Source organism: Paenibacillus paeoniae (assembly GCF_003388735.1).
Lineage (GTDB): Bacteria > Bacillota > Bacilli > Paenibacillales > Paenibacillaceae > Pristimantibacillus > Pristimantibacillus paeoniae.
Map to the genome: position 1 here is coordinate 61,436 of NZ_QUBQ01000002.1, position 23,888 is coordinate 85,323.

General features: G+C 50.5%; 23 protein-coding genes. 6 read left to right on the forward strand and 17 right to left on the reverse strand.

Going from position 1 to position 23,888, the window contains the following annotated elements:
* Positions 1-100: 100 nt before the first annotated feature.
* The 4 genes from DX130_RS12720 to DX130_RS12735 all read right to left on the reverse strand — a co-directional run bounded on the left by DX130_RS12720 (position 101) and on the right by DX130_RS12735 (position 4,165).
* Positions 101-469 (reverse strand): hypothetical protein, encoded by a 369-nt coding sequence (locus DX130_RS12720; protein WP_116046041.1) that lies wholly within the window; start codon positions 467-469, stop codon positions 101-103.
* Positions 470-943: 474 nt separating this feature from the next.
* A complete protein-coding gene (sdhB, locus tag DX130_RS12725; RefSeq protein ID WP_116046043.1) occupies positions 944-1,708 on the reverse strand; it encodes a succinate dehydrogenase iron-sulfur subunit in 765 nt (254 codons plus the stop codon).
* Between the two features lie 2 nt (positions 1,709-1,710).
* Positions 1,711-3,468 (reverse strand): succinate dehydrogenase flavoprotein subunit, encoded by a 1,758-nt coding sequence (sdhA, locus tag DX130_RS12730; RefSeq protein WP_116046045.1) that lies wholly within the window; start codon positions 3,466-3,468, stop codon positions 1,711-1,713.
* A gap of 25 nt (positions 3,469-3,493) precedes the next feature.
* Positions 3,494-4,165, reverse strand: coding sequence for a succinate dehydrogenase cytochrome b558 subunit (locus tag DX130_RS12735; protein ID WP_116046047.1), 672 nt, complete (start codon positions 4,163-4,165; stop codon positions 3,494-3,496).
* 202 nt (positions 4,166-4,367) lie between these two features.
* On the opposite strand from DX130_RS12735, the gene DX130_RS12740 reads away from it, so the two are divergent.
* The gene (locus tag DX130_RS12740) at positions 4,368-5,255 is read left to right on the forward strand and encodes a LysR family transcriptional regulator (protein WP_116046049.1); all 888 of its coding nucleotides are present in this window, start codon (positions 4,368-4,370) and stop codon (positions 5,253-5,255) included.
* A 154-nt stretch (positions 5,256-5,409) separates the two neighbouring features.
* Positions 5,410-7,044: a CPBP family intramembrane glutamic endopeptidase gene (locus DX130_RS12745; RefSeq protein WP_116046051.1), complete on the forward strand. Its 1,635-nt coding sequence runs from the start codon at positions 5,410-5,412 to the stop codon at positions 7,042-7,044.
* Here DX130_RS12745 and uvrC read toward each other — a convergent pair.
* Positions 7,010-8,854: an excinuclease ABC subunit UvrC gene (gene uvrC, locus DX130_RS12750; RefSeq protein WP_240644486.1), complete on the reverse strand. Its 1,845-nt coding sequence runs from the start codon at positions 8,852-8,854 to the stop codon at positions 7,010-7,012. The genes DX130_RS12745 and uvrC overlap by 35 nt on opposite strands.
* Before the next feature lie 194 nt (positions 8,855-9,048).
* Between uvrC and DX130_RS12755 the strand changes: the two genes are divergently transcribed.
* Positions 9,049-9,195 carry a YqzM family protein gene (locus DX130_RS12755; protein ID WP_116046053.1) on the forward strand — a complete coding sequence of 49 codons (147 nt, stop codon included), beginning with the start codon at positions 9,049-9,051 and terminating at the stop codon, positions 9,193-9,195.
* A 64-nt stretch (positions 9,196-9,259) separates the two neighbouring features.
* Here DX130_RS12755 and DX130_RS12760 read toward each other — a convergent pair whose 3' ends face one another.
* The 7 genes from DX130_RS12760 to DX130_RS12790 all read right to left on the reverse strand — a co-directional run bounded on the left by DX130_RS12760 (position 9,260) and on the right by DX130_RS12790 (position 15,673).
* On the reverse strand, positions 9,260-9,511 hold the full coding sequence (locus DX130_RS12760) for a YezD family protein (RefSeq protein WP_116046055.1): 252 nt from the start codon (positions 9,509-9,511) through the stop codon (positions 9,260-9,262).
* Between the two features lie 59 nt (positions 9,512-9,570).
* Positions 9,571-10,434: a sulfate ABC transporter permease subunit CysW gene (gene cysW, locus DX130_RS12765; protein ID WP_116046057.1), complete on the reverse strand. Its 864-nt coding sequence runs from the start codon at positions 10,432-10,434 to the stop codon at positions 9,571-9,573.
* A 56-nt stretch (positions 10,435-10,490) separates the two neighbouring features.
* Positions 10,491-11,324, reverse strand: a complete 834-nt coding sequence (gene cysT / locus DX130_RS12770) for a sulfate ABC transporter permease subunit CysT (RefSeq protein ID WP_116046059.1) — start codon at positions 11,322-11,324, stop codon at positions 10,491-10,493.
* 34 nt (positions 11,325-11,358) lie between these two features.
* Complete coding sequence (locus tag DX130_RS12775) at positions 11,359-12,471, reverse strand: sulfate ABC transporter substrate-binding protein (RefSeq protein WP_116046061.1); 1,113 nt, start codon at positions 12,469-12,471, stop codon at positions 11,359-11,361.
* Positions 12,472-12,753: 282 nt separating this feature from the next.
* On the reverse strand, positions 12,754-13,710 hold the full coding sequence (zapE, locus tag DX130_RS12780; RefSeq protein ID WP_116046063.1) for an AFG1/ZapE family ATPase: 957 nt from the start codon (positions 13,708-13,710) through the stop codon (positions 12,754-12,756).
* 24 nt (positions 13,711-13,734) lie between these two features.
* Entirely contained in the window at positions 13,735-15,255 is a 1,521-nt protein-coding gene (locus tag DX130_RS12785) for a replication initiation and membrane attachment family protein (RefSeq protein WP_116047136.1), read from the reverse strand.
* A gap of 106 nt (positions 15,256-15,361) precedes the next feature.
* Complete coding sequence (locus DX130_RS12790; protein ID WP_116046065.1) at positions 15,362-15,673, reverse strand: YuiB family protein; 312 nt, start codon at positions 15,671-15,673, stop codon at positions 15,362-15,364.
* Between the two features lie 198 nt (positions 15,674-15,871).
* Here DX130_RS12790 and hemQ point away from each other — a divergent pair, with 198 nt between their 5' ends.
* A complete protein-coding gene (hemQ, locus tag DX130_RS12795) occupies positions 15,872-16,618 on the forward strand; it encodes a hydrogen peroxide-dependent heme synthase (RefSeq protein ID WP_116046067.1) in 747 nt (248 codons plus the stop codon).
* A gap of 402 nt (positions 16,619-17,020) precedes the next feature.
* On the opposite strand, the gene DX130_RS12800 is transcribed toward hemQ, so the two are convergent.
* A complete protein-coding gene (locus DX130_RS12800) occupies positions 17,021-17,275 on the reverse strand; it encodes a hypothetical protein (protein ID WP_116046069.1) in 255 nt (84 codons plus the stop codon).
* Complete coding sequence (locus tag DX130_RS12805) at positions 17,275-18,468, reverse strand: NAD(P)/FAD-dependent oxidoreductase (protein WP_116047139.1); 1,194 nt, start codon at positions 18,466-18,468, stop codon at positions 17,275-17,277. Before DX130_RS12805 ends, DX130_RS12800 begins: the two co-directional genes overlap by 1 nt.
* Before the next feature lie 426 nt (positions 18,469-18,894).
* On the opposite strand from DX130_RS12805, the gene DX130_RS12810 reads away from it, so the two are divergent.
* Together DX130_RS12810 and DX130_RS26205 are read left to right on the forward strand one after the other, a co-directional pair.
* Complete coding sequence (locus tag DX130_RS12810) at positions 18,895-19,896, forward strand: NAD(P)/FAD-dependent oxidoreductase (protein WP_276310892.1); 1,002 nt, start codon at positions 18,895-18,897, stop codon at positions 19,894-19,896.
* 85 nt (positions 19,897-19,981) lie between these two features.
* Positions 19,982-20,224, forward strand: a complete 243-nt coding sequence (locus DX130_RS26205) for a hypothetical protein (protein ID WP_133297926.1) — start codon at positions 19,982-19,984, stop codon at positions 20,222-20,224.
* A 65-nt stretch (positions 20,225-20,289) separates the two neighbouring features.
* On the opposite strand, the gene DX130_RS12815 is transcribed toward DX130_RS26205, so the two are convergent.
* The 3 genes from DX130_RS12815 to DX130_RS12825 all read right to left on the reverse strand — a co-directional run bounded on the left by DX130_RS12815 (position 20,290) and on the right by DX130_RS12825 (position 23,810).
* On the reverse strand, positions 20,290-20,433 hold the full coding sequence (locus tag DX130_RS12815) for a sporulation histidine kinase inhibitor Sda (RefSeq protein WP_116046073.1): 144 nt from the start codon (positions 20,431-20,433) through the stop codon (positions 20,290-20,292).
* A 381-nt stretch (positions 20,434-20,814) separates the two neighbouring features.
* On the reverse strand, positions 20,815-21,489 hold the full coding sequence (locus tag DX130_RS12820; protein ID WP_240644487.1) for a YheC/YheD family protein: 675 nt from the start codon (positions 21,487-21,489) through the stop codon (positions 20,815-20,817).
* A gap of 155 nt (positions 21,490-21,644) precedes the next feature.
* A complete protein-coding gene (locus tag DX130_RS12825) occupies positions 21,645-23,810 on the reverse strand; it encodes a DNA topoisomerase III (protein ID WP_116046076.1) in 2,166 nt (721 codons plus the stop codon).
* Between the last annotated feature and the right edge of the window lie 78 nt (positions 23,811-23,888).

Here is a 23,888-nt window from a genome sequence, read left to right on the forward strand (position 1 = left end):
AGGGGGCAAGTGACCCCCGGTAAAACATAAGCGAACCAATTGCGTTACTGCCTGTCAAGCTTAGTGGTCTAACCCTTATTTATATGAAAAGCCATATGAATTAATAGGTGCCCCATACTATGGATGGTCCCATCCAAGCGCTTGGCAATGTAATGACATATTTGTAGGTGCCGGCAGGCTGATTGCCCAAATATAAATTGCCAGTACGGATTCCATTGCCATGAGGCATACCGCCCTCAATGCTGCCAGAACCAACGAACACATCACCTGAAGCCGTGACACGATACACGGTTGCATACATCCAACCATGGACATGCGAATCATAGGCATAATATTGTAGGGAAAGATTTCCCCCACTATGTGTTGTCGTACCGGAATCTGTACGGGTCGTGCTTGCAGAAGCACTCGTAGCGAAAGTCAAAAGCATAACGATAACCATAAGTCCCAAGCCCATTTTTCTAATATTCATTGTATTTCCTCCTCAATAAATTTGTTTTGTTCAGACTAAATGAAACGTATGCTGATCAAGATGCTATTCTACATACATGGCTCGTGCATAAACCACCCCCCTAAAATAATTAAGCAGGCTCACTTAGACTATTGCAAAAACAAATGAAATTTGTCGTTAGAAGATATACATGAGTTGGAATCAGACAGGAAGGATGAGTCGTAAGACTTAAGGAGCAACGCGGAAGTGTGATTATAGTATGATGTAATCGTATTGTATCACCTGTCCCAACCATTGACAATCATTTCTATTTCACCTTTCATACCCTTTCCCTTTAGGAGGTTGACAGCAGGCTCATCTATTGATTATGATTGATAATAATTATCAGTATCATCGGAATGCAGTTAAACCCAACAGAAAAAGACTCTCAGAGCGCATAACGCCTGAGAGCCTGATATTCCGGACACGAGAAGGATCTCCCGTTCCATCATTAAACTACATGCCGAGCCATTTCTTAAACAGATGTTTGGTGGTGTCCTTGTTCATTGCCGCAATGGAAGTCGTAAGCGGAATGCCCTTTGGACAAGAGCGTACACAGTTCTGCGAGTTGCCGCAGCCCTCGATGCCTCCGTCGGTCATCAGCTCATCCAGACGCTCTTCCATGTTCATCTCGCCCGTTGGGTGAGCATTGAACAAGCGAACTTGCGAAATAGCAGCAGGACCGATAAAGCTGTTGCGATCGTTCACGTTCGGGCAAGACTCCAGACAAACGCCGCAAGTCATGCACTTCGACAGCTCGTACGCCCACTGACGCTTCGACTCCGCCATGCGCGGACCAGGACCCAGATCATAGGTACCGTCAATCGGAATCCACGCTTTTACTTTCTTAAGAGCGTTGAACATGCGCTCGCGGTTAATGACCAAGTCGCGAACGACCGGGAACGTACGCATCGGCTCAAGACGAATCGGCTGTTCCAATTGGTCGATCAGCGCGCTGCACGCCTGACGCGGCTTGCCATTGATCACCATGGAGCATGCGCCGCACACTTCTTCCAGACAGTTGGAATCCCAGCATACAGGCGATGTTTTACTACCGCTTGTTGTAACCGGATTACGCTGAATCTCCATCAGGCCGCTGATGACGTTCATGTTCGGACGATAAGGCAGTTCGAACTCTTCCGTGTATGGCTGTGAATCCGGCTTATCTTGGCGGGAGATGATAAACTTAACAGTTTTGGATGCGACAGTTGTTTCAGCCATGATTATTCTCCTTTCTTCTTATCAGTGGAGTAATCGCGCTTACGCGGAGCAATCAGGCTTACGTCGATGTCCTCGTAAGAAATTTTTGGTCCGTCCGGCGTCCAGTCGGCAATTGTCGACTTCATGAATTGGTCGTCGTCGCGTTCCGGGAAGTCCGGCTTGTAGTGCGCGCCGCGGCTTTCGTTACGCATCAGTGCGCCGAGCGTCATCGCCTCGGACAGCTCAAGCATGTTCCACAATTGACGAGTGAAAGCAACACCAGCGTTGTTCCATTGTGCCGAGTCATTAATGTTGATGTTGTTATAGCGCTGCTTCAATTCCTTGATCTTGCCGATTGTAGCTTCCAGCTTGTCATTGAAGCGAACAACCGTCATGTTGTTCGTCATCCACTCGCCAAGCTCCTTATGGATCACATAAGCATTCTCTGTGCCGTTCATAGCCAGAATGCTGTTGTATTTGTCAGTATGCGACTTCGTTGCACGATCGAATACGGAGGAAGATACGTCTTCAGCCGATTTCTTGAGGCCTTTGATATACTCGACCGCTTTCGGACCCGCTACCATGCCGCCGTAGATTGCGGACAGCAAGGAGTTGGCGCCCAGACGGTTCGCACCGTGGTATTGGTACTCGCATTCACCAGCGGCGAAGAGGCCAGGGATGTTCGTCATTTGGTTGTAGTCAACCCACATGCCGCCCATCGAGTAGTGAACCGCAGGGAAGATCTTCATCGGAATTTTCCGTGGATCGTCGCCCATGAATTTCTCGTAGATCTCGATGATGCCGCCAAGCTTGACGTCAAGCTCCTTCGGATCTTTGTGAGACAGATCGAGGTATACCATGTTCTCGCCGTTGATGCCGAGCTTCTGGTCTACGCAGACGGAGAAGATTTCGCGAGTCGCGATGTCACGAGGTACGAGGTTGCCGTACGCCGGATATTTATCCTCAAGGAAGTACCAAGGCTTGCCGTCTTTGTAAGTCCAGATGCGTCCGCCTTCGCCGCGTGCCGATTCGGACATAAGACGAAGCTTGTCGTCGCCCGGAATAGCTGTCGGGTGAATTTGGATAAACTCGCCGTTCGCGTATTTGACGCCTTGCTGATACACGGCGCTTGCCGCAGTACCTGTATTAATAACAGAGTTCGTTGTTTTGCCGAAAATAATGCCAGGACCGCCGGAAGCCAAAATAACCGCATCTCCGCGAACAGTATGAACTTCCATTGAGCGGAGATCTTGCGCCGATACGCCGCGGCATACGCCGTCATCGTCGAGTACTGCGCCAAGGAACTCCCAATGCTCATATTTGTTAACCAGGCCTGCCGCTTCCCAGCGGCGAACTTGCTCGTCCAATGCGTACAGCAGCTGTTGGCCCGTCGTAGCGCCTGCAAATGCGGTACGGTGATACTTCGTGCCGCCGAATCGACGGAAGTCAAGCAAGCCTTCCGATGTACGGCTAAACATAACGCCCATACGGTCCATCAAGTGGATGATGCCAGGTGCTGCTTCGCACATTGCTTTTACCGGGGGCTGATTCGCCAGGAAGTCGCCGCCATAGACCGTATCGTCAAAGTGCTCCCAAGGGGAGTCGCCTTCACCTTTTGTATTAACAGCGCCGTTGATGCCGCCTTGCGCACACACGGAGTGGGAACGCTTAACAGGCACGAGGGAGAACAGGTCGACGTGAATGCCGGCTTCCGCTGCTTTGATTGTCGCCATAAGGCCGGCCAGACCGCCGCCGACGACGATAATTTTATTTTTTGCCATTACGCTTCGCTCCTTGTCTTCAAAACTATCCGATATTCACCGTAGTCAAAGCAGCGCTAGCCGCTTCCTTGAACGCATCGCCGCTGAATGCAACCAGAGAAAGAATGAACAGGGCCGATACGATGACGAATACGCCCATGCAAATATAGGAAGAGATACGCTGAGCTTTCGGGCCAATCGTAATGCCCCAGCTGATCAGGAATGCCCAGAGGCCGTTGCTGAAGTGGAATACCGCAGCTAATACGCCGATTACATAAAGCGTGAACATAAGCGGGCTGCTCGCGATATGGTGCATGGTAGAACCAAGCTCCTCATGCGTGATTTTGCCCAAGTACACTTGAAAACGCGTCTGGTACACATGCCAGAAAACGAATACAAATGTGATCACACCTGTTACCCGTTGTGCTGTAAACGCCCAGTTGCGTCCGTATTGAAAACGGCCCGTATTGGAGTTCGACTGGTACGCGACGTATAAGCCGTAAATACCGTGAAACAATAGCGGGAGGTAAATGGCGAAGATTTCAAGCAATGGCAATAGCGGCATGCTGTTAATGAGATGCACGCCCTTGTTGAAGCCCTCAGGTCCCCGTTCGAACGCCTGGTAGTTCGTGAGCCCGTGCACAACAATGAACCCGCCCAGCGGAATAATCCCCAGAAGCGAGTGCAGCTTGCGCGAGAAATACGAATTTCCTTTCATTTTTCCTTCTCCTTTCAAGACTGTGAGTTACCCATTCGTAGTAAAACAAACCATTCTACATTGTAACGCTAGCATGTACCCCCGTCAACAAATGACGACACATATTTGCCATACTTCCATCGTACCCTTTTTCAGCTTATAATGGAATTGCATATTTTTTATAATTTCTTATAACAAAATAACATAAGGAGTCCCTACACCCATGTATGAAGAACTTCATGTGTTTACCGTGATCGTCGAGCAGTCCAGTATGAACAAAGCTTCGGCGCTGCTTAACCTGTCGCAGCCGGCTTTATCGCGCAAGATTGCGAAGCTCGAGGACGAGATTGGCGTCGAGCTGTTCAGGCGCGTCGGCAAGCGGCTGGAGCTTACGCGCATCGGCCAATTGACCTATGAATATGCACTGGAGTTACGCCAGCTGCATCGCCTTTACTTGCAGACCGTCTCCGAATTTACGGCGACCGGCCGTTCTTCGCTGACCATTGGTGCAAGCCTGACGACATTGCAGACGACGCTGCCGGATCTAATCCAGATGTTGACGGATACCCATCCCGAATTCGATATTAAGGCCGTCACAGGCAAGACGCATGAGATCGTCTCTTATGTCAGGGAGCATAAAGTAGATATCGGCATAGTGGCGTCGGGAATTGACGATGCCGCGCTGCGCTGCGTCCCTCTGTTCGACGACCATCTGCTGCTCGTATTGCCCCGCAGCCATGTCGTAACGGAGAAGGGCATGCTCCATATTCAGGACTTGAACGGCTTGCCCATGATCCTATTCTCCAAAGGCACCTGGTATCGCATTATGACGGACGAGCTATTCGACACCTATCAGATTTCCCCGGATGTCCGCATGGAGATCGATTCCTTCGAAGCGATTCTTCGCTTGCTGCATACATGCAGGGCCGGCACACTGCTTCCAAAGTCTTATATGCGCGAGCAATTGCTGGAAGATAATGATCTCATCGTCGTACCAATCAAGGAACTTGCGGAAGCCAGGCGGACGACATCGCTTATCCATCTCGACCCTGCGGCGCTGAGTCCGTCTGTTAGGCAATGCATCAACGAAATTACGGCAAGGTTCAACTGATATAGTTATTTCCATCTTGCGCCATGGAAATCCGTTGAAACCGTTCGTCGCCCCATTCGTTACAACTTATATAGTCGGAAACAGCATGGATAATTTAGACAACGTTGTGATAAGGTAGTGTAAGACTATACCACTATTCATACAGAGGTGAATTATGAACCAACCGAACAAGCAGAATGAATGGGCCTTATTGGGCATAGCGGCCATTATATGTACGATTATCTTCATCTTTATGGAGATCGTTCCGGCTATCATCACGATCAACAAGCACGAATACGGAGGCAAAGCTATTCCCAAGACGGTAGCGGAAGAGAGAGCTGGCGCATTTGCAGCAGAACAGACGGGATTAACTGTGGTCAAGACGCATGTCGTTCATCAATCAGATAAGCTGCTGACAGGTTATCTGGCCAAAGAAAAACAAACCGAGAACTATGAAAACAAATACGATAGCCAGTTCCCCGTCGATACGTTCCAGGTCAACGTCAATTTTGCGGAAGGCAAAGGCCACGGCTTCGTCTATGTACATATGTTCAATGAAAGAATCGTAGGCTGGAACTTGATTGTCAACGGAACGGCAGTGTCCGAGCAGGAAACAAGGGAGCTGACCAATGACTTCCTGTACGAAAGCGGAAGGCTGCAAGGTCATGCTGCAGGCAACGCAACGGTGGGAAGGTACGGTGAGTTGACCCAGCGTATTGCAGGCTACGAAGTAGAAGAAGCCCAGTTATCCATTGTGACCAAAGCGACTTCGATCGACGGCAAGCTGGTGCTAAGCCAATACAAGCCGACCTTCGATGTACCAGATGCCTACAAGAATTATGTGAAAGATCAAGATAAACTAGCGGGATGGCTGACCGGCGTTGGGTATGGATTCATGACCTTTGTGCTTGGCGTGCTGGCCATCATCTACGCTATACTGTACCGCAAGCATACGTCCTTCACGTATGGAATCCTGTTGACAGTGGTCTTCTTTATCGCCTACGTCATCATGAATCTCGGCGTTGCGGACGGGATGATCGCCTCGCAGGGCGAGGTGTTACAGGATGATTTCCTCTCCATCATCCTTACCGTTACGACGATTGTCCTTTCCGTCGTTATGGCGGCTTCCGTCTACTTCTCCCTCGTCGCGGGTGATGGCTTATGGAAGTCGCAAGGACGATCGGTATGGCCGAGAATGAAGGAGCCTGGCTACGGCGATTACGTCTGGCGCAGCATGGGCTTATCTTATCTGTTCGCGCTTATTATGCTCGGACTGCAGCCTGTCATCTTCTTTGTGCTAGGCAAGCTTATCGGCACTTGGGGGGCAAGCGACGTGACGATGTCGCCTTACAATATGAAATACTTATGGCTGATGCCTGTATTGGCCTGGGCAGCGGCGATCTCAGAGGAAGCCGTCTACCGCTTCTTCGGCATCGGACTGTTCCGGAGATGGTTCCGCAATACGTTTGCGGCGGCGATTATCCCAACTATCATCTGGGCGCTCGGCCATGTTATGTATCCATTCTACCCATCGACGACCAGATTGTTCGAACTGATCGTCATTGGTTTGATCTTCAGCTTTATATTCGTCCGATTTGGTTTTATTACAGCGATGTTCACGCATGTCATCTTCAACTCCGTAGCGGTCGGCAGCTCCATGATCTTCGCAGGCGGAACGATCAATATTGTATCTGCGCTATTCTTTATCATACTGCCGGTCATCATTGCTTTCATTCTGAAAGTGTGGAGCAACCGAAAAAGGACGAATCCGCCGACTAGGTCGACGATTCATCCTTTAGAGCAGCAATAATATCACCGGCGAGCTTGTCGCCGATTGAGAGAGGCCTGAAGTCTTCGACGGAGGCCTCTCTTATTTTTTTGAGCGAGCCGAAGTGCTTGAGCAGCGCCTTCCTCCGCTTCTCTCCAATGCCAGGTATGGAGTCCAGTCTGGACTCCACCATCGACTTGGCGCGCTGCTCGCGGTGGAACGTAATGGCAAATCGATGCACCTCATCTTGGATCCGCTGCAGCAGATAAAACTCCTGGCTGTCACGCGGCAGCGGCACAATCTCTGCAGGGTCGCCCGTCATGAGCTGCGCCGTCTTATGCTTGGCGTCCTTCACCAGACCGCATACGGGGATGTATAGCCCCAGCTCATTCTCCAGTACATCAAGCGCGGCTGAGATCTGCCCCTTGCCTCCATCGACGACGATCAAGTCAGGCTGTACCAGACCATCCTTCAGTACGCGCTCGTAACGTCTGCGAACGACCTCGCGCATCGTCTCATAATCATCCGCACCTACAACCGTCTTCACCTTGTACTTGCGGTATTCCTTCCGATCCGGCTTCCCATCTGTGAAGACGACCATGGCCGATACCGGGTTCGTGCCCTGAATATTGGAGTTATCGAACGCTTCAATCCGTCGCACGTTTTCCATGCCCAGCCATTCCGCCAGCGATTGTGAAGCCTTCACACTGCGCTCCTCATCACGTTCGATCAACCGGAACTTCTCATCCAGAATGACACGCGCGTTGTCGAGTGCCATATTGACGACCTCGCTCTTCTTCCCGCGTTGTGGCATCAAGACTTTCACCTTCAGCCACTCATGCAGCGAAGCAATAATCTCGTCTTCCCGCTCCGCATCCTGCTCCGGAGGATGAGGCAGCAGAATCTGCCTCGGCAACGCCGGATTATCGCTGTAATATTGCGTGACGAACGTCATGAAGTCATCGTATTCCTCACCGTAATACGGGAAGGTCGTCCCATGACGTTCGATCATTTTGCCTTTGCGCATATACAGGATCTGAACGCTCATCCAGCCCTTGTCCACCGCATAGCCGAATATATCCCGGTCCATAGAGTCGGACATCGTAATTTTCTGCTTCTCCATGACAGCGTCGATTGCGACAAGCTGATCGCGATATTCCTTCGCACGCTCGAATTCAAGCGCTTCGGCAGCCGCCCCCATTTTCCGCTCCAGCTCCGCTTTGACCACATCTTCTCCGCCGTTCAGAAACTTCGTAATTTCGCTGATCATTTCTTCGTAGGTGGATGATTCCACTTTGTATTCGCATGGCGCCACACATTGGCCCAGATGATAATAGAGGCATACCTTATCGGGCAGCGTCTTGCATTTGCGCAGCGGGTATAAGCGATCAAGCAGCTTCTTCGTCTGCTGGGCGGCGAATGCGTTCGGATACGGGCCAAAATATTTGCCTTTATCCTTGACGATACGGCGCGTTACTTCCAGCCTTGGGTGGGCTTCGTTCGTAATTTTGATATACGGAAAAGTCTTGTCGTCCTTCAGCAACACGTTATAGCGCGGATGATGCTGCTTGATCAAATTACACTCCAGAATAAGCGCCTCCATGTTGCTGCCGGTGACGATAAACTCGAAGTCAACAATTTCCGATACAAGCCGCTGTGTCTTTCCATTATGGCTTCCAATAAAGTAAGAGCGGACGCGGTTCTTCAGCACCTTCGCCTTGCCCACATATATAATGACACCTTCGCGATTTTTCATCAGGTAGCAGCCGGGCTTGTCCGGCAATAGCGCCAGCTTGTTCCGAATCGCTTCTTTGGCTGCTTCCATGCTTATAAATTCCCCTTGATTTGTCATGCTTAGCTCTCCTCCGACTCGCATACGGTCTACTCACAATTTTAGCATAATCCATTGCGCTTTTGCCTTACATTTGTCACCGCTTCTTCTTTACATTTGTTCGAAACTTTGGGTATACTAATGAAAGCTAGGTCTTAGGCTTATTGCTTACGACCCAAAGTTTGCCCGGCAGACTTTAAAGGAGGACGTCAACAATGGAGAATGTAAGAGACCCACGCGAGCATTATAATGAAGAGCCTCGCCACGATTTGATGGATGTTATGTTCGGCTTTGGCGGCATGCTTGGTTTCATGACCGTTGTATTCGCGGTAGCCGTTATCGTGAAATTCGTCATCTCTTAGTACATAAGAGGGACTGGAAAAGCCCTGCACATCATGTGCAGGGCTTTTTTTCATTCCATTTCATTTATTGAGCGGCTCTCAGCGATTCTCCGTCTGCGACGCTGCTTGTCTTCGCGCGTGCGCTTGCGGAAGGCTTGGAGGCTTCAGCTGGCACTTGCTTCTGACCCGGATTGTCGTAACGCGTTCTCTCCGTGCGGTCGATTTGTACGATCCGGCCATCGTGGACGGTAATGATGACTTGCCCGTACTGCAATCCGCTCACTTGATCCAAAATTCTTTCTTGCCATACATCATCCACTTCCAACGGTTTTGCCATTTGAATCCCCTCCAATTTGATATATTAACTCGGAATTATAACGTTAGCTTATGCCTTATTCAATGACTTGATGACGACTTCCATTCCACGATCGCTTTTACAATAAGCGTTAATACAGCCAGCATCACCAGCAGTGAAGCAACTGCGAATGCTGCGGAAAACTGATATTCATTGTACAGAATCTCAACATGCAGCGGCAGCGTGTTCGTCTGGCCCCGAATATGGCCGGATACGACCGATACGGCTCCGAATTCGCCCATTGCCCGGGCGTTGCTCAGGATGATACCGTACAGCAAGCCCCACTTTATGTTCGGAAGTGTCACCTTCCAGAAGATCGACCAGCCTCTCGCCCCAAGGCTCGCTGCGGCTTCCTCTTCCTGCACGCCTTGCGCCTGCATGAGCGGAATCAATTCTCTTGCCACAAACGGCACCGTGACGAATATAGTTGCGAGTACGATGCCCGGAATGGCGAATACGATCTGAATGCCCTGCTCTCCCAGCCAAGGCCCGAGATATCCCTGAGCGCCGAATAACAGAATATAGACGAGTCCTGCAATAACTGGCGATACCGCGAACGGCAGATCAATGAGAGTAATAAGAAAGTTTTTGCCCTTGAAGCTGAACTTGCTGATTGCCCAAGCGGCTGCGACACCAAATACCGTATTGACGGGTACTGCGATCAGCGCAATGATGAGCGTAAGCTTCAGCGCGGACAAGGCGTCCGGCTCGACTAGAGCTTTGAAGTACATGCCCGCTCCCTTGCGGAACGCTTCGACGAATACGGATACGAGAGGCAGCACGACGACTAACCCGATAAATAATAGCGCTATGCCGATGAGCAGCCATTGTATCCCGCGTTGCTCGGTATTATGCTTCGGACGCTTCGCGTCCTCCTTCGAAAAAACCGTAATGGCGCCTGCCATAGGTCATCTCCCCCTTTGATTACGAATCAGCCGCCATGGAAGGTATACGCCGCCGGTCATTTTGAGACGGCCCTTCTCTGCATATGCCATTGCAGCAAATTAATGATCAGCAGCAGGATAAACGATATGATTAGCATAACGGAAGCGATCGCTGTCGCGCCTGCGTAATCGTATTGCTCCAGCTTCGTCATGATGAGCAGCGGGGCGATTTCGGTTTTCAAAGGCATGTTGCCGGAGATGAATACGACAGAGCCGTATTCGCCAATACCTCTGGCGAACGCCAGGGCAAATCCGGTAAGCAAAGCCGGCATCAATGCCGGTAAAATCACCTTCCGGAAAGTTCGAAGCCGATACGATCCCAGTGTTGCAGCCGCGTCTTCTGTCTCTTTATCTAAGTCTTGGAGTACGGGCTGAACGGTTCGGACGACGAACGGCAATCCGATAAAAATGAGTGCAATCGTTATACCGGCCTGCGTATACGCGATCTTGATGCCAAGCGGATCAAGCAAGGAGCCGATCCAGCCGGTCTTGGAATAGATCGTCGTCAGGGCAATGCCCGCTACCGCTGTAGGAAGGGCGAACGGAATATCGACCAGACTGTCGATAATCTTTTTACCCGGAAAACGGTATCTGACCAGAACCCAAGCGACCAGTAAGCCGAATACGGCGTTAATGAGTCCGGCCCAGAGGGCCGTGCTGAAGCTGATGCGGTACGATGCCAGAACCCTTGGATTCGTCACCGCGCTCCAGAACTCGGCCCATGTAAGCTCGAATGTCTTGAAGAAAATGCCCGCAAGCGGGATTAATACAATAAGGCTGATGTAAAACAAGGTGAACCCAAGCGACAACCCGAACCCTGGCAGTACTCTGCGATTTTTGGAACCTTTCATGAGAAGTCAGCTCCGCTCTCTCCAGTATTGTTCATTACGAGCCTGGCGTGTAAATCTGATCGAATACTCCGCCATCGGAGAAATGCTTGTTCTGTGCTTCTGCCCAACCGCCAAAGTCCTTATCAATGGTCAACAACTCAAGTGTAGGGAACTGATCCTTGAAATTTGCCGCAATGGCTTCATTCGTAGGACGATAGTAGTTTTCACCTGCGATGCGCTGTCCTTCCTCAGAGTAGAGGTATTGCAGATAAGCCTCTGCTACTTCTCTTGTACCGCGCTCGTCAACGGTTTTGTCCACGATCGCTACAGGAGGTTCCGCCAAGATGCTAAGCGATGGGTATACGATATCGAATTTGTCCGGACCCAGCTCGTTGATGGACAGATACGCTTCGTTCTCCCAAGCCAGCAGAACGTCGCCAATACCGCGCTCTACGAAAGTCGTTGTGGAACCGCGTGCGCCAGTGTCGAGTACCGGCACATGTTTGAACAGATCCGTTACAAATTGCTTGGCTGCCGCTTCGTCGTTGTTATTATGCTTCAGCGCGTAGCCCCATGCCGCCAAGTAGTTCCAGCGTGCGCCGCCCGAAGTCTTCGGATTCGGCGTAATTACTTCCACGCCATCCTTCAACAAATCGTTCCAGTCTTGAATGCCTTTTGGATTGCCCTTGCGCACTAGGAATACGATAGTTGAAGTGTAAGGTGAGCTGTTCAGCTCATATTGCTTCTGCCAATCTTTGTCGAGCAAACCTGTCCCGATCAGAGCGTCAATGTCGTAGCCCAGTGCCAGCGTCACCACATCGGCCTTCAAGCCGTCGATGACCGCTCTAGCTTGCTTGCCGGAACCGCCATGCGATTGATCGATTTCAACCTTTTGATTTTTCTCCGCAAGCCAGTGGGCTGCGAAAGCTTTATTAAATTCTACGTACAATTCGCGAGTTGGGTCATAGGAGACGTTCAACAGCTTCACAGGAGGAAGCGGCTCTTTCTTTTCTTCTGCCGGTTGGGAAGCTGATGGTGAAGGCGACGATGCGTTTTCTTTATTTCCCCCATTGTTAACCGATCCTTTGTCGCCGCCGCATGCGGCCAGCGTTAACGCGAATACGACAAATAAAATAATGGCTTGAATACGAACCGAAGTTTTCTTCATAGTTTCTTGCACCCCTCATTTTTCATTGGATGAGATAGGGCTTCGTCAACTCCGGTTCGTCCGGTCATTAAACATTATTCCTACCTGATTAGTTGGTTATGAATGCATATTACCAGCGATCCCCACCTCTGTCAATACAAATTTCGAATATTTGAAGAGATCGATAAGTTTTCGTTATATAACTTTTATTTCCACAAAAAAAGTCTCCGCCGCATATGGGCGAAGACTTTCTATCTTGTACCAATCGTTGCTGGCATTCTTCAAACTTGCGCTAAGTACACGTTACTTCCGTCCACGCTTGTTCTCACCCGTAACCATGATGGTCTCCACATAAGGCCTGATGCGGTCCATAATCCGCTGTCCTTTGTGCAACTCGTCGCCATCCTTGCTGGTGAAGCTGAAGTGGCGCTCCAGCGCTTCCAGATCATAGTTGGACGTATAGAAGGTCGGCTTGCGCTCCATCCGATAATTCAGGATGGCGCCCAGCACATGATCGCGGACCCACGGATTAAGGTTCTCCGCGCCGATATCGTCGAAGATGAGCAAGTCCGTCGACTTCATCATCTCCACCGTTTCCTTGAGCTTGGCCGGTTCATGCATCAGTACTTTCAAGTCTTCAACAAAGTCCGGCATATAGACAATAACGCCGGAATGTCCCGCTTTTGCGAGCTCTTGAAGCAGATAGCACATCAGGAAGGTCTTGCCCGTACCGAATCGTCCCGCCAAATATAGGCCTTCATGTCCAAGACCATGTTCCCTCGTGCGATCAATATAACGAAGCAGTTGACCTACAGCCTTGGCACGTTCCATATCATTGGTCAGAATCTCATCGGAAGAATAGCCCCGGCGAAGCGCGGCATCGTCCACATAGAAGCTGCGTATCCGGCTGCGGATCGCCTCCTCGCTTTGTCTTGCCAGAAACTTCTTGCAGGATACCTTCCGGTCATATAGCCCAGTATGGCCATTCACCGTCTCCGATGAAAGCAGCGTATAGTGTCCTTCATAGTCATTAGGACACAGATCGAGACCCGGACAGTTGGTGCAATTGCGATACTCGGATACATATTGATAGACCCGGTTAAGGTTCAGCCGAATCGCGTCTTCCTCCACTTCAGGATACTTCTCCCTCAGCTTGATGACGAGGGGGTCTCGCAATAATTCCTTTAGTTTGCGTTCTGCTTCCTCTGACAGGGATCTTCCCCCTGGCCAAGACTTCAACAATTCGCCCAGCGATTCCATTACTCTCACCCCTCGTTAAAATCGTTATGATTGTCCATCCAGCTTCCGCGCCAGACGGCGTAATTCTTCCAGTTCATCCGCGGATACAGAAGCGGATGACTTGCCCTCCGGTACGATTGGAATGGACGGCTTCCGGGATGCGCCGCGGGCATTGCCGCCGCGGGGTCCGCTTCTCGCGCTGCCGGCGTAACCGCCCGGCTCCTTCCGCCGCTCCTTATCCTGTTCAAGCTGCGCTTGCTCTCTCACATATTTCACAGCCTTCTCGAAGGTATCAATCCCCTTCATCAGCATATTGGAGGCAACCGCATCGATAAATGTCTTCGTGACGCGAGCAGAGTCGCTTTCGCCCAGCACGTAATGAACAAGTACGTTAATAACCGGCGGGGCCAGCCGATAATTGAGATCGATACGCTCGAAAATTTGATCGACCCAATCCGGAACGGCTCCCGGGAAAAAACGCTTCAAGAAACGGGTATGCGGTTCATTGCGCATCAGCATGTTGTACTGCTGAATGTCGCAGCGCCCCTTCAACTGATTCGGTACAGGAAGATAGTCCTGCTCCTGCACTTCATACTCCTCATCCGGCTCATCTGAATCCTCGGACACAGACTCGTCGGCGTGAATAGCGGTATGGGACAGCACACGCTGACGCTCGCCTTCGCGCTTCTTGTCTTGCCTGTAAAGCTGATTGGCCCTGACTTGCAACTCGTCCATATTCACTTCACCGCTTTCGGTAAAAACCCCGTCCTCATCCAACAAGCGGCATAAATTAACGATCGTCAAGTTGTACTTGTAAGCGACATAGTTGATCTGCGCAAGCCCCTCCGTATTCTGGCGAAGACGCTCAACATAAGCACGATTAGCCGAATTGCGCGGGAAGCGGATTATAAGCTCCCCATAGGGAATACCTGCAGAAGCAAGCTCCGTGCGAGCTGATGCTTGCCTCGTCGGCGCAACCTCGGAGAGCGCCTGCTCCAGCTCCGTATCGAAGGATTGCGGGTTCAGCTTGAACAGCTCATAGAATGGCACGGAGATGTTCTCTTTGGACAATTGCGCATGGGCCAATTCATCCGGTTCAGTGGAACCGAATGACTCTCTTAGCGCAATAACGGCGTATTTGCCCACCTTATCCCGCAGCAACATGGCCAGATGCATATTCTGGAAAAACTCAGCAGGCAACAACGGCTGAATAAGCTCGTATTCATAAATAACATCGGCATGCTCAGGCACACCAAGACGCGATGTAGCAAGCAAGCCGACTGCCTCGAGCTTGGACGCCTGGTCGATTACGTAGCGTCGGCTCTTTTCATTCATCTCAAGTCCAAGTCCTAGAAACAGCTTGCGATGAGGCTCCAGGGACGAATATCCACAGCGATCATCGGCAATGCCATGATAGAGCTGCTGGTACATCGAGATGGCGAACGCGCCGACCATTGGCTGGTAGATTAATGACAACATTTTATAATGAAGGCTGCTTAACGAGAAATCCCGAAATATGTAATAACGGTGATGTTCCGTAAATTGCATAATATGATTGATGCGCATCGCACCGACTCCATCCATAGCTTTATCTCTACTATTCTAGCATACAAAAGGACCTCTTTGGCGAATTGGAGAAATAGAAAAATCCCCCGTATGAGGGATTTTGAGATTAAAACATTTTGAAGCCGCCTTTACGCAGCGCGTTGATGGCCCAGCCGCTTACGTACGCCCCGATCATGGCGCCGATAATAGGTAAATAGTAGATCGCCGTATATGTACCTATGTTATCCAACGATGGATTGGACGCTTTGTCCCATGGCGACCATATGATCAGTCCGATCAGGACGATTGCAAACAAAATCATCGGAAACCAAGTCGTCTTCAACAACATGTTCAGGATAAAGCCGATACCGAACATCATGACAAAGAACAGAACCGTCGCCACCGCGGCTTGGACGATCATTATGACTATGTCTGGCATTCCAATAGCTCCTTTCAACTCTCCGTTCGGTTATGCGCGGAGATACGCATAATGATTGACCTTATTTAGTTTAATGAAAGCGACATGCGAAGTCAATCGACATGGGCGAAATGTCACAAGTCCGTCATTTGCTCATTCCGCAGACGTTACGATACAATAAATAGAAGCTTAATGAAGAGCTGAAAGGAGTTTTTCCCGATGAGTGAAGCCGCACAAACATTAGAGGGCTGGTATGCCCTTCATGATTTTCGCAGTATGGACTGGACCGCATGGCGCCTGGCCGACGAGAGCGAGCGCAAGCGCGCGCTGGACGAGCTACATACTTTCTTAGGCGAATGGTCTGCGATTGAGGAACAGAAGCTCGGCAGTACGGCCGTTTATTCCATTGTTGGACAGAAGGCCGACTTCGTCTTTATGCATTTGCGCGAGACGCTGGAGGATCTGAACGAGATTGAAACAGCGTTCAACAAAACGACATTCGCCAGCTTTACGTACCCTGTTCATTCCTATGTCAGCATTGTAGAATTGAGCAACTACATGGCTCAGCCAGGCTCAGACCCGTTACAGAATCCGGAAGTAGTCGCGAGACTGAAGCCGATTCTGCCGAAGTGGAAGCATATCTGCTTCTACCCGATGAACAAGCGCCGCTCCGGCAACGACAACTGGTACATGCTGAGCATGGATGAGCGCAAAGCGATGATGCGCAGCCACGGCATGATCGGCCGCCAATATGCGGGCAAAGTCAAACAAATCATTACCGGCTCTGTCGGCTTCGATAACTGGGAGTGGGGCGTAACGCTGTTCGCGGACGACGCGCTTCAATTCAAGAAGCTTGTCTATGAAATGCGCTTCGACGAAGTTAGCGCGCGGTTCGGCGACTTCGGCGACTTCTATGTCGGCAACTTCCTGGATGCCGAGAAGTTCGAGAAGCTGCTTTCGGTATAGTCATCCATTAAATAGATACGAAAAAAACGGACCTGTTGGTGACAACAGGCCCGTTTTTTCATAGTGAATGAATCCAACTGAAGACCGCCAATCATTTTTCAGAAAAAAGATAACAGCCTTTTAAGGTTTTATTTTCAATGAACTTCTCGTCACTGAACTCCCCCGCCTTATATGCCGTCCAGGATAATGTACGATCTGTTGTGCCGTCCTTATAAATTAAATAAGCGCTTCCCAGCTTGTCTTCACAAGCACCCGATATTCCCGTGGCAACAAACTCTGATTTGTTATAAGTAATAATTGTCGGAACTAGATCCCTCCATTCGTTGGCTACATTCTACAAACTTGCGAGATAGCGCAAAAAAGGCTTTCACCGGCAAGATTGCACGGCGAAAGCCTATTACATTATTCTTCGTCCGTCTCCGCCCCAAGGCGTTTGGACTCCAGATATTCTTGAGTTGCTCGATCGCGTTCGCGGCCTTTGTCCTTCAGCCGTTCAATCGCAGGTTGAATTAACAGGTCGATTTCCTTCTGCACCGTATAAGCCAAGTCATAGCGGGTCTGTGATTCCAGATAGGAACCAACCTCGATTAAGGCGTTGTAACGATCAAGCTCGTCTCTCGTCAATAAACCGCGGACTTGTACGCTGCAGTGTCTCATTACAGGAACTTACCTTTTTTCAGAACGAGCGGAATGCCGCCGATAATGAACAGGTAACGGATATCGATCAGTTTTTTCAGCCATGCAGCTACGCGGCCTTTGTATTTCTTGCCGAAAGCAACGCCGATAGCTTCGCCTTTACCAAGCGACGCCACTGTACCCTTGTTGGAATACACGAACGTTTTCAGCGGCTGGTTACGAATGGAAGCAACCAGGTTATTCGCGCATACAACACCTTGTTGCATAGCGATTTGCGCTGTTGGCGGGTATGGACGCCCTTCCGGATTGAACATCAGTGAGTTGTCGCCTACGATGTAGATGTTCTCGCTGCCTGGGCAACGCAGGAATTCATCTACTTTCACACGTCCGCGCATCGTCTCGAATCCAGCTTCCTCAATCAAGCGGTTACCACGGATACCGCCCGTCCAGATCACTGTAGCGGATTTGATTTCTTCGCCTTCGCCGACTACGACGCCTTCTGGCGTGCACTCTTTGATCGCTGTGCCGATACGGAAGGTAACGCCCTTCTTCTGCAGCACGTCCATGCCGTATTGCACCAGCTCCGGATCGAAGCCTGGCAGAGCAGTTGGAGCAGCCTCGATGTTGTAGATTTTCACCAGGGAAGGATCTACGTCGAATTGCTTGCAAAGCTCAGGAATACGGTCGGACAATTCGCCTACGAACTCGATACCCGTAAAGCCAGCGCCGCCAACAATAAACGTCAGGTAGTCTGTGCGATGCGGCTCGCGTTTGTAACGAGCGAATTGATATTCGATATGTTCGCGGATCAGGCGAACGGAGTTGATGCTGCGAATATTCATCGCATTCTCAGCAAGACCCGGGATGCCGAATGTCTCTGGCTCGCCGCCAAGGCCGATAACCAAATAGTCGTAAGACAGCGTACCGTCTTCGAGAATCACTTTTTTGTCTTGCGGACGGATTTGAACAACCGTCGATTTCACGAAATCGATTTTGAATTCATCGATCAGCTTGGAGATGCTGACACGAGCGTTCTCCGGGTTGTCCGTACCCGCAGCTGGCATATGAAGATGCGTCGTAATGTAGTGGTAATCATGCTTGTTCACCAATGTTACGTCCGCTTCATTATAATTCAGTTCTTTCTGCAGACGGAGCGCCGTCAGCACGCCGCCGTAGCCGGCGCCAAGGATAACAATTTTCGGTATGTTGCTCATCGTAGAATCCCATCCATTCCTCATTTTCTTTTGATTGGCGATATAAAAATCCCTCGCTTGCATAAAGCGAGTTCGCTTAACAAACCATGTTATAAGCCGATTGCCACTTTCGTTCACCCAAAAGAATGTGAAAAATTACACAAACTTGAACAAAAAATAATGATGCTTTAAGTTTGCGCTTGAAAAAGCGGTTTTATCACATCGAAGTGAACGGATTTCGCTGAAATCCGACAGCAAACGTCAAGATTTTGGAGACAGTAGATATCATTAATATACATCAGACATATTACAGACTTTTCACAAAAAGTTCAAGGGTATTTTTTACGAAAAACTTTAGAGTCCTGCACAATGAAATTATTTCCTTCCACTGGGCCGAAGCATTATAATGGGTTACGTAAAGGACTTTACGCAGGAGGTGCTTACCACGTGACAAATGTCCCATCATCTACACATACAGTCGATATCCTAATTATTGGCGGCGGTCCGGCAGGAATGTTCGCCGCTTTTTACGGCGGGATGCGTCAAGCCTCGGTGAAAATTATCGAGAGCATGCCTCAGCTCGGCGGCCAGCTTGCCGCATTGTATCCGGAAAAATATATTTATGATGTAGCAGGATTCCCAAAGGTAACGGCTCAAGAGCTTGTCGACCGTTTGAAGGAACAGATCGATCTGTTCAAGCCGGAAGTATGCTTGGAAGAGAAAGTGTTGAGCGTGGCGAAGCAGGATGAGAGGTTGTTCGAGGTCGTAACGGATAAGATGAAGCATTACGCCAAAGCTGTTATTATAACCGCAGGCGTCGGCGCATTCGAACCTCGCAGACTGGAGCTTCCCGAAGCTTCGCGCTTCGAAGGGAACAACCTGCATTATTTCATCAGCGATCTCAGCCGATTCAAAGACAGACGCGTGCTTATAAGCGGAGGCGGGGATTCCGCCGTCGACTGGTCGCTCATGTTGGAGCCCATCGCGAAGAGCGTTACGCTCATTCATCGCCGAGACAAGTTCCGTGCTCATGAGCATAGCGTAGAAAACTTGATGAATTCTTCCGTACAAATCATCACACCTACAGAAATTACGGAGTTGCATGGCGAAGATGCGATAACAGAAGTAACACTAAGCGACGTGAAAACGAAGGAAACATCCAAGTTGGAAGTGGATGACGTCATTGTCAACTTCGGCTTTGTATCCTCTCTCGGTCCGATTGCCGATTGGGGAATTAACATACAGGGCGGCTCTATCATCGTTGATACTCGAATGGAAACAAATATCCCGGGCATATTCGCAGCCGGCGATATTACGACGTATCCAGGCAAGCTTAAGCTGATTGCAGTCGGCTTCGGGGAAGCGCCTACGGCGATTAATAACGCCAAGGTCTATATCGATCCAAGCGCGAAGCTCTCGCCTGGACATAGCAGCAATATGAAGCTGTAATCGCATGTAAAATAGTTGTGAGGGTATCCTATACTTGGTTAAGCGGATTGCAGTGTACGCAAATCTGGCCAAGGAGGATACCCTTATGTTTTGCCCCGTATGCAACGGAATAGTGGATATGCAAGTTCCTTGCTTATCCTGTGGTGGAACCGTAACGGATTGTGGCCGCTTGTCCGATTGGACCGGACCGTATGCGCCCTATGAGCCGGCTGATGCAGGAGCTGTAGGCTCGGCTTCATCGATATATGCTGAGGCTGACTGCTGTCATGCCGTGTACTGCCCGAGTTGTCAGCAGACGAGTGAGGCTATTGTTACGCAGTGGGAGTAATCGTATAGTCATAAGTCCGAACAGTAGACGTAGAGTTGGAGCTGTTCCATTGCGGCCGATTGGGACTATGCTGTATTCTTGTGCGAGGACAAATCTACACTGCGGCGTTTCATCTCCGATGCCAGCATTCGAATAAATTCCGGGTCCAGCTTATATTCAATGGCGGCATAATACGTGTCTACCAGAAGCTCGTCAGTTAATGTATCCATGATATCTCCTCCTTCTCTTTCTTGTACTCCTTTAACACCAAATGCCTATAGTTAAAACGCTTTAACAACCCTATGAGATTTACATTTTTTAGTGTAGCATCGTCCTTTTACCAAAACAACAGACCCTCTTATACACACAAGTATGTGGATACCCTGTGAATGAGTTGTGTATAGACTCGAAATCACCAGCAATTTCAGTATGGATAATGTGGATAGGGTTATCCACAACCTATTGAAACCTCTTAAACTATAAAAAACTTTAATTGCATTCTCACACTCTATCAACTTTATATTTTAATGCCATTAAGTGGTAGAGTGATAGAAATAGGGCTATCTCTATGCCATGTCAGCATGACACAGGGACAGCCCAACTTTTTCGATTTAATGCGGTCTCGTATTAACTTCGAAAATCCATATCTTGCCTCGACGGTCGATTCCATAGTCAAAGCCCAAATGAGAGATGCCAGGAAACCGCTGTTCCAGCACACGCGTCGCTAATACAGTAATCTCCCGCATTTTGCTTTTTTTCGACCTCACTTGAGAGGCGCCCAGCGAGGATCTGATTCCTTCTCCTGCCAGCACCATACGCCCGCCTTGGCTCAGGTTCGTCACGAACAGTCCTGGTCTCGCAATACGTCCCACAAGCGAACGATATTCCCAGCCCTTGAACGTCTTCACATATTTGACCCGATAATCGATAGGCTTTCCGTTCACCGTCGCCAAAGAAATGCCCTTCTGAATCAAATAATTCCGCTTGCTCGTTCTTGAACGAAGTGCACCTGCCATCGCGTCAAAACTCGTGTATCTGGAAGTGCGCTCCCGATGCGTGAACGAATACCCTCCGTCGCTGGTCCTCGTCACTTTTATAACTCCACTGCCTCCGGAGCCGACGATTGGCTTGATGACGACCATACCGTGAGCGTTCAGCATGTGCTGAAGCTGCTGGGGCGAATATTTGCTAGTCGGCGGGATATGGGACGCAAGCCCTGGATGAGAGAGAAGCGCTTCCGTTTTGGCCCACTTGCTGGCCAGTTGCCTTCCCGAGTGGTTAGCCAATGCTACCATTCTCCTTTCCTATCGCCTTCTCTCTATCTTATGGCAATAGAAGCCATGCCTCTTGGATGAATGTCGTAGGTAGTAGCCGGAATAGCGGACAGTCCCACCGCCGTTAGGCAATGGGACTGTCCATGATCCATCTATTCATCGACCCGTTAATCCGACTTTTTCTCCAGTGCTGCCTTCAGCTTATCCGCGAGGCTATTCGTCAACGGAGCGCTGTCGCTAAACTGCTGAATGAGCTTCTGCTGCTCTCTCTTGTTGGTGCGTTCTCCGTTTTTATCGCCCAGCATTTCAATAACATTGCAGCGGCGGCATTGCGCATACTTGCCGGCTTTGCCGTCATGCATCTCCATCTTCTTATGGCATTGCGGACAACGCTTGTTCAGCAGGATAGGCTCGGTTGAGCGGCGGTAGCCGCACTCGCGGTCAGGACATTGCAACGATTTGCCGCGCTTGCCCTTCACTTCCAGCATACGCTTGCCGCATTCTGGACAACTGGAATGCGATAGATTATGCGGCTTATATTCCTTCGTCTCCGCCTTCACTTCTCCGATCCACTTCTGCGCCTGCTGGCGAATGCCTTTCATGAAAGCAGCGGGGTCTCCTTTACCCTTAGCAATCAGCTCCAGCTCATGCTCCCACTTCGCCGTCAACTCCGGACTGCGCAGCTCATCAACGACCAGTTCGATCAACTGCTTGCCTTTGCCCGTCGGCACCAATGAATTTCGCGTACGCTCAATCGTATCCGTAGACAGCAGCTTCTCGATAATATCCGCCCGAGTCGCCGGCGTTCCAAGACCGTACTTCTCCATACGAGTGAGCAGAGTTGCCTCCGTATACCTTGCAGGCGGAAGCGTGCGCTGCTCCTTCACGCCCGTACTCTTGAGCGGCAAGGTTTGTCCCTCCGCAAGCGGCGGCAGCAATTGCGCTTGCTGACGCTCTTCGTTCGTCCGACTGCCGCCATTCTCGGAATCATCATCCTCGTCATCGGTCATGGAGGCATGGCTGTCCTGATAGACCTCTCTCCAGCCCTTATCCTTCTCCGTCTTCCCTTTGGCATAAAAGCGCTGTCCGCCCGCTTCAAGCGTTACGCTTGTCTCATCATAGCGATACGGTCCATAGAAGAGCGCGATAAACCGGCGAACGATCAAATCATAAAGCCGTCGCTCATCACTTGTCAGCGCCCCCAAATTCACGTATTGCTCTGTCGGAATGATTGCGTGATGGTCAGTCACTTTGCTGTCATCCACGATCCGCTTCGTCACCGGCAGCGAGGTTCTAAGGGGCTTGCGTGCCAGCGCTGTGTATGGCCCTACCGCAACGCTCTCCAGCCTTCCTTTGAGCGTAGGGACCATGTCGGTGGACAAATAGCGGGAGTCCGTCCGCGGATAAGTAACGAGCTTATGCGCCTCGTACAGCTTCTGCAGCACATTGGAGGTCTGCTTGGCCGAGAAGCCAAGCTTCCTGTTCGCATCGCGCTGCAATTCGGTCAGATCGTATGCCTGTGGATGCGGTACTGATCGCTCCGCGGTGCGAAGCTTCACAACCTTCGCTGATCCGGCAGCAATGCCCTTCGCCGCGATCTCCTCCGCACGCTCCTTCTTCCATGCTCTGCCGTCATGACCATCTTGCTCGCGCCATTGCGCCTGGAAGCTTCCGAAGCCAGCTTGCACCGTCCAGTACGGCTGGGACTGGAAGTCCGAGATTTCCTGCTCGCGCTCCATCAGCATAGAGAGCGTTGGCGTCTGTACGCGTCCTGCCGCTAGCTGCGCGTTATATTTGCTTGTGAGCGCCCTGGTCATGTTCAGGCCGATAATCCAGTCCGCCTCCGCCCGGCAGACGGCAGACGCGTAGAGCGCTTCATAATCCTTGCCCGGCTTCAGACGCTTAAAACCTTCCTTGATAGCGCCGTCCGTCTGCGATGAAATCCATAGCCGCTTGACTGGCTTGCGCCAGTGGACAAGCTCCATAATCCAGCGGGCGACGAGCTCTCCCTCACGCCCCGCGTCCGTCGCGATAATCAATTCACTGATATCGCTCCGCTTGAACAGCTGCGAGACAGCCCGGAACTGATGCGACGTTTCTTTCAGCACCTTCAGATTCATTTTCGCCGGCAGCAGCGGCAAGTCTTCCAGATTCCAGGTCTTATATTTCCCGTCGTAATCCTCCGGTTCAGCGAGCGTTACCAAATGACCGAGCGCCCATGTTACAACGTATGCCGGTCCTTCCATATAACTTTTCTGCTTGGTTGTGCAACCAAGCACTCTCGCGATTTCCTTCGCCACGCTTGGCTTTTCCGCTAGCACAAGTGCTTTCATGCCTCTCTTCTCCCCAATCCCGTATCATATGGTGACACGATACCATAGGGAGCAGTGCCCGCGCAACGCCAAGCCCGC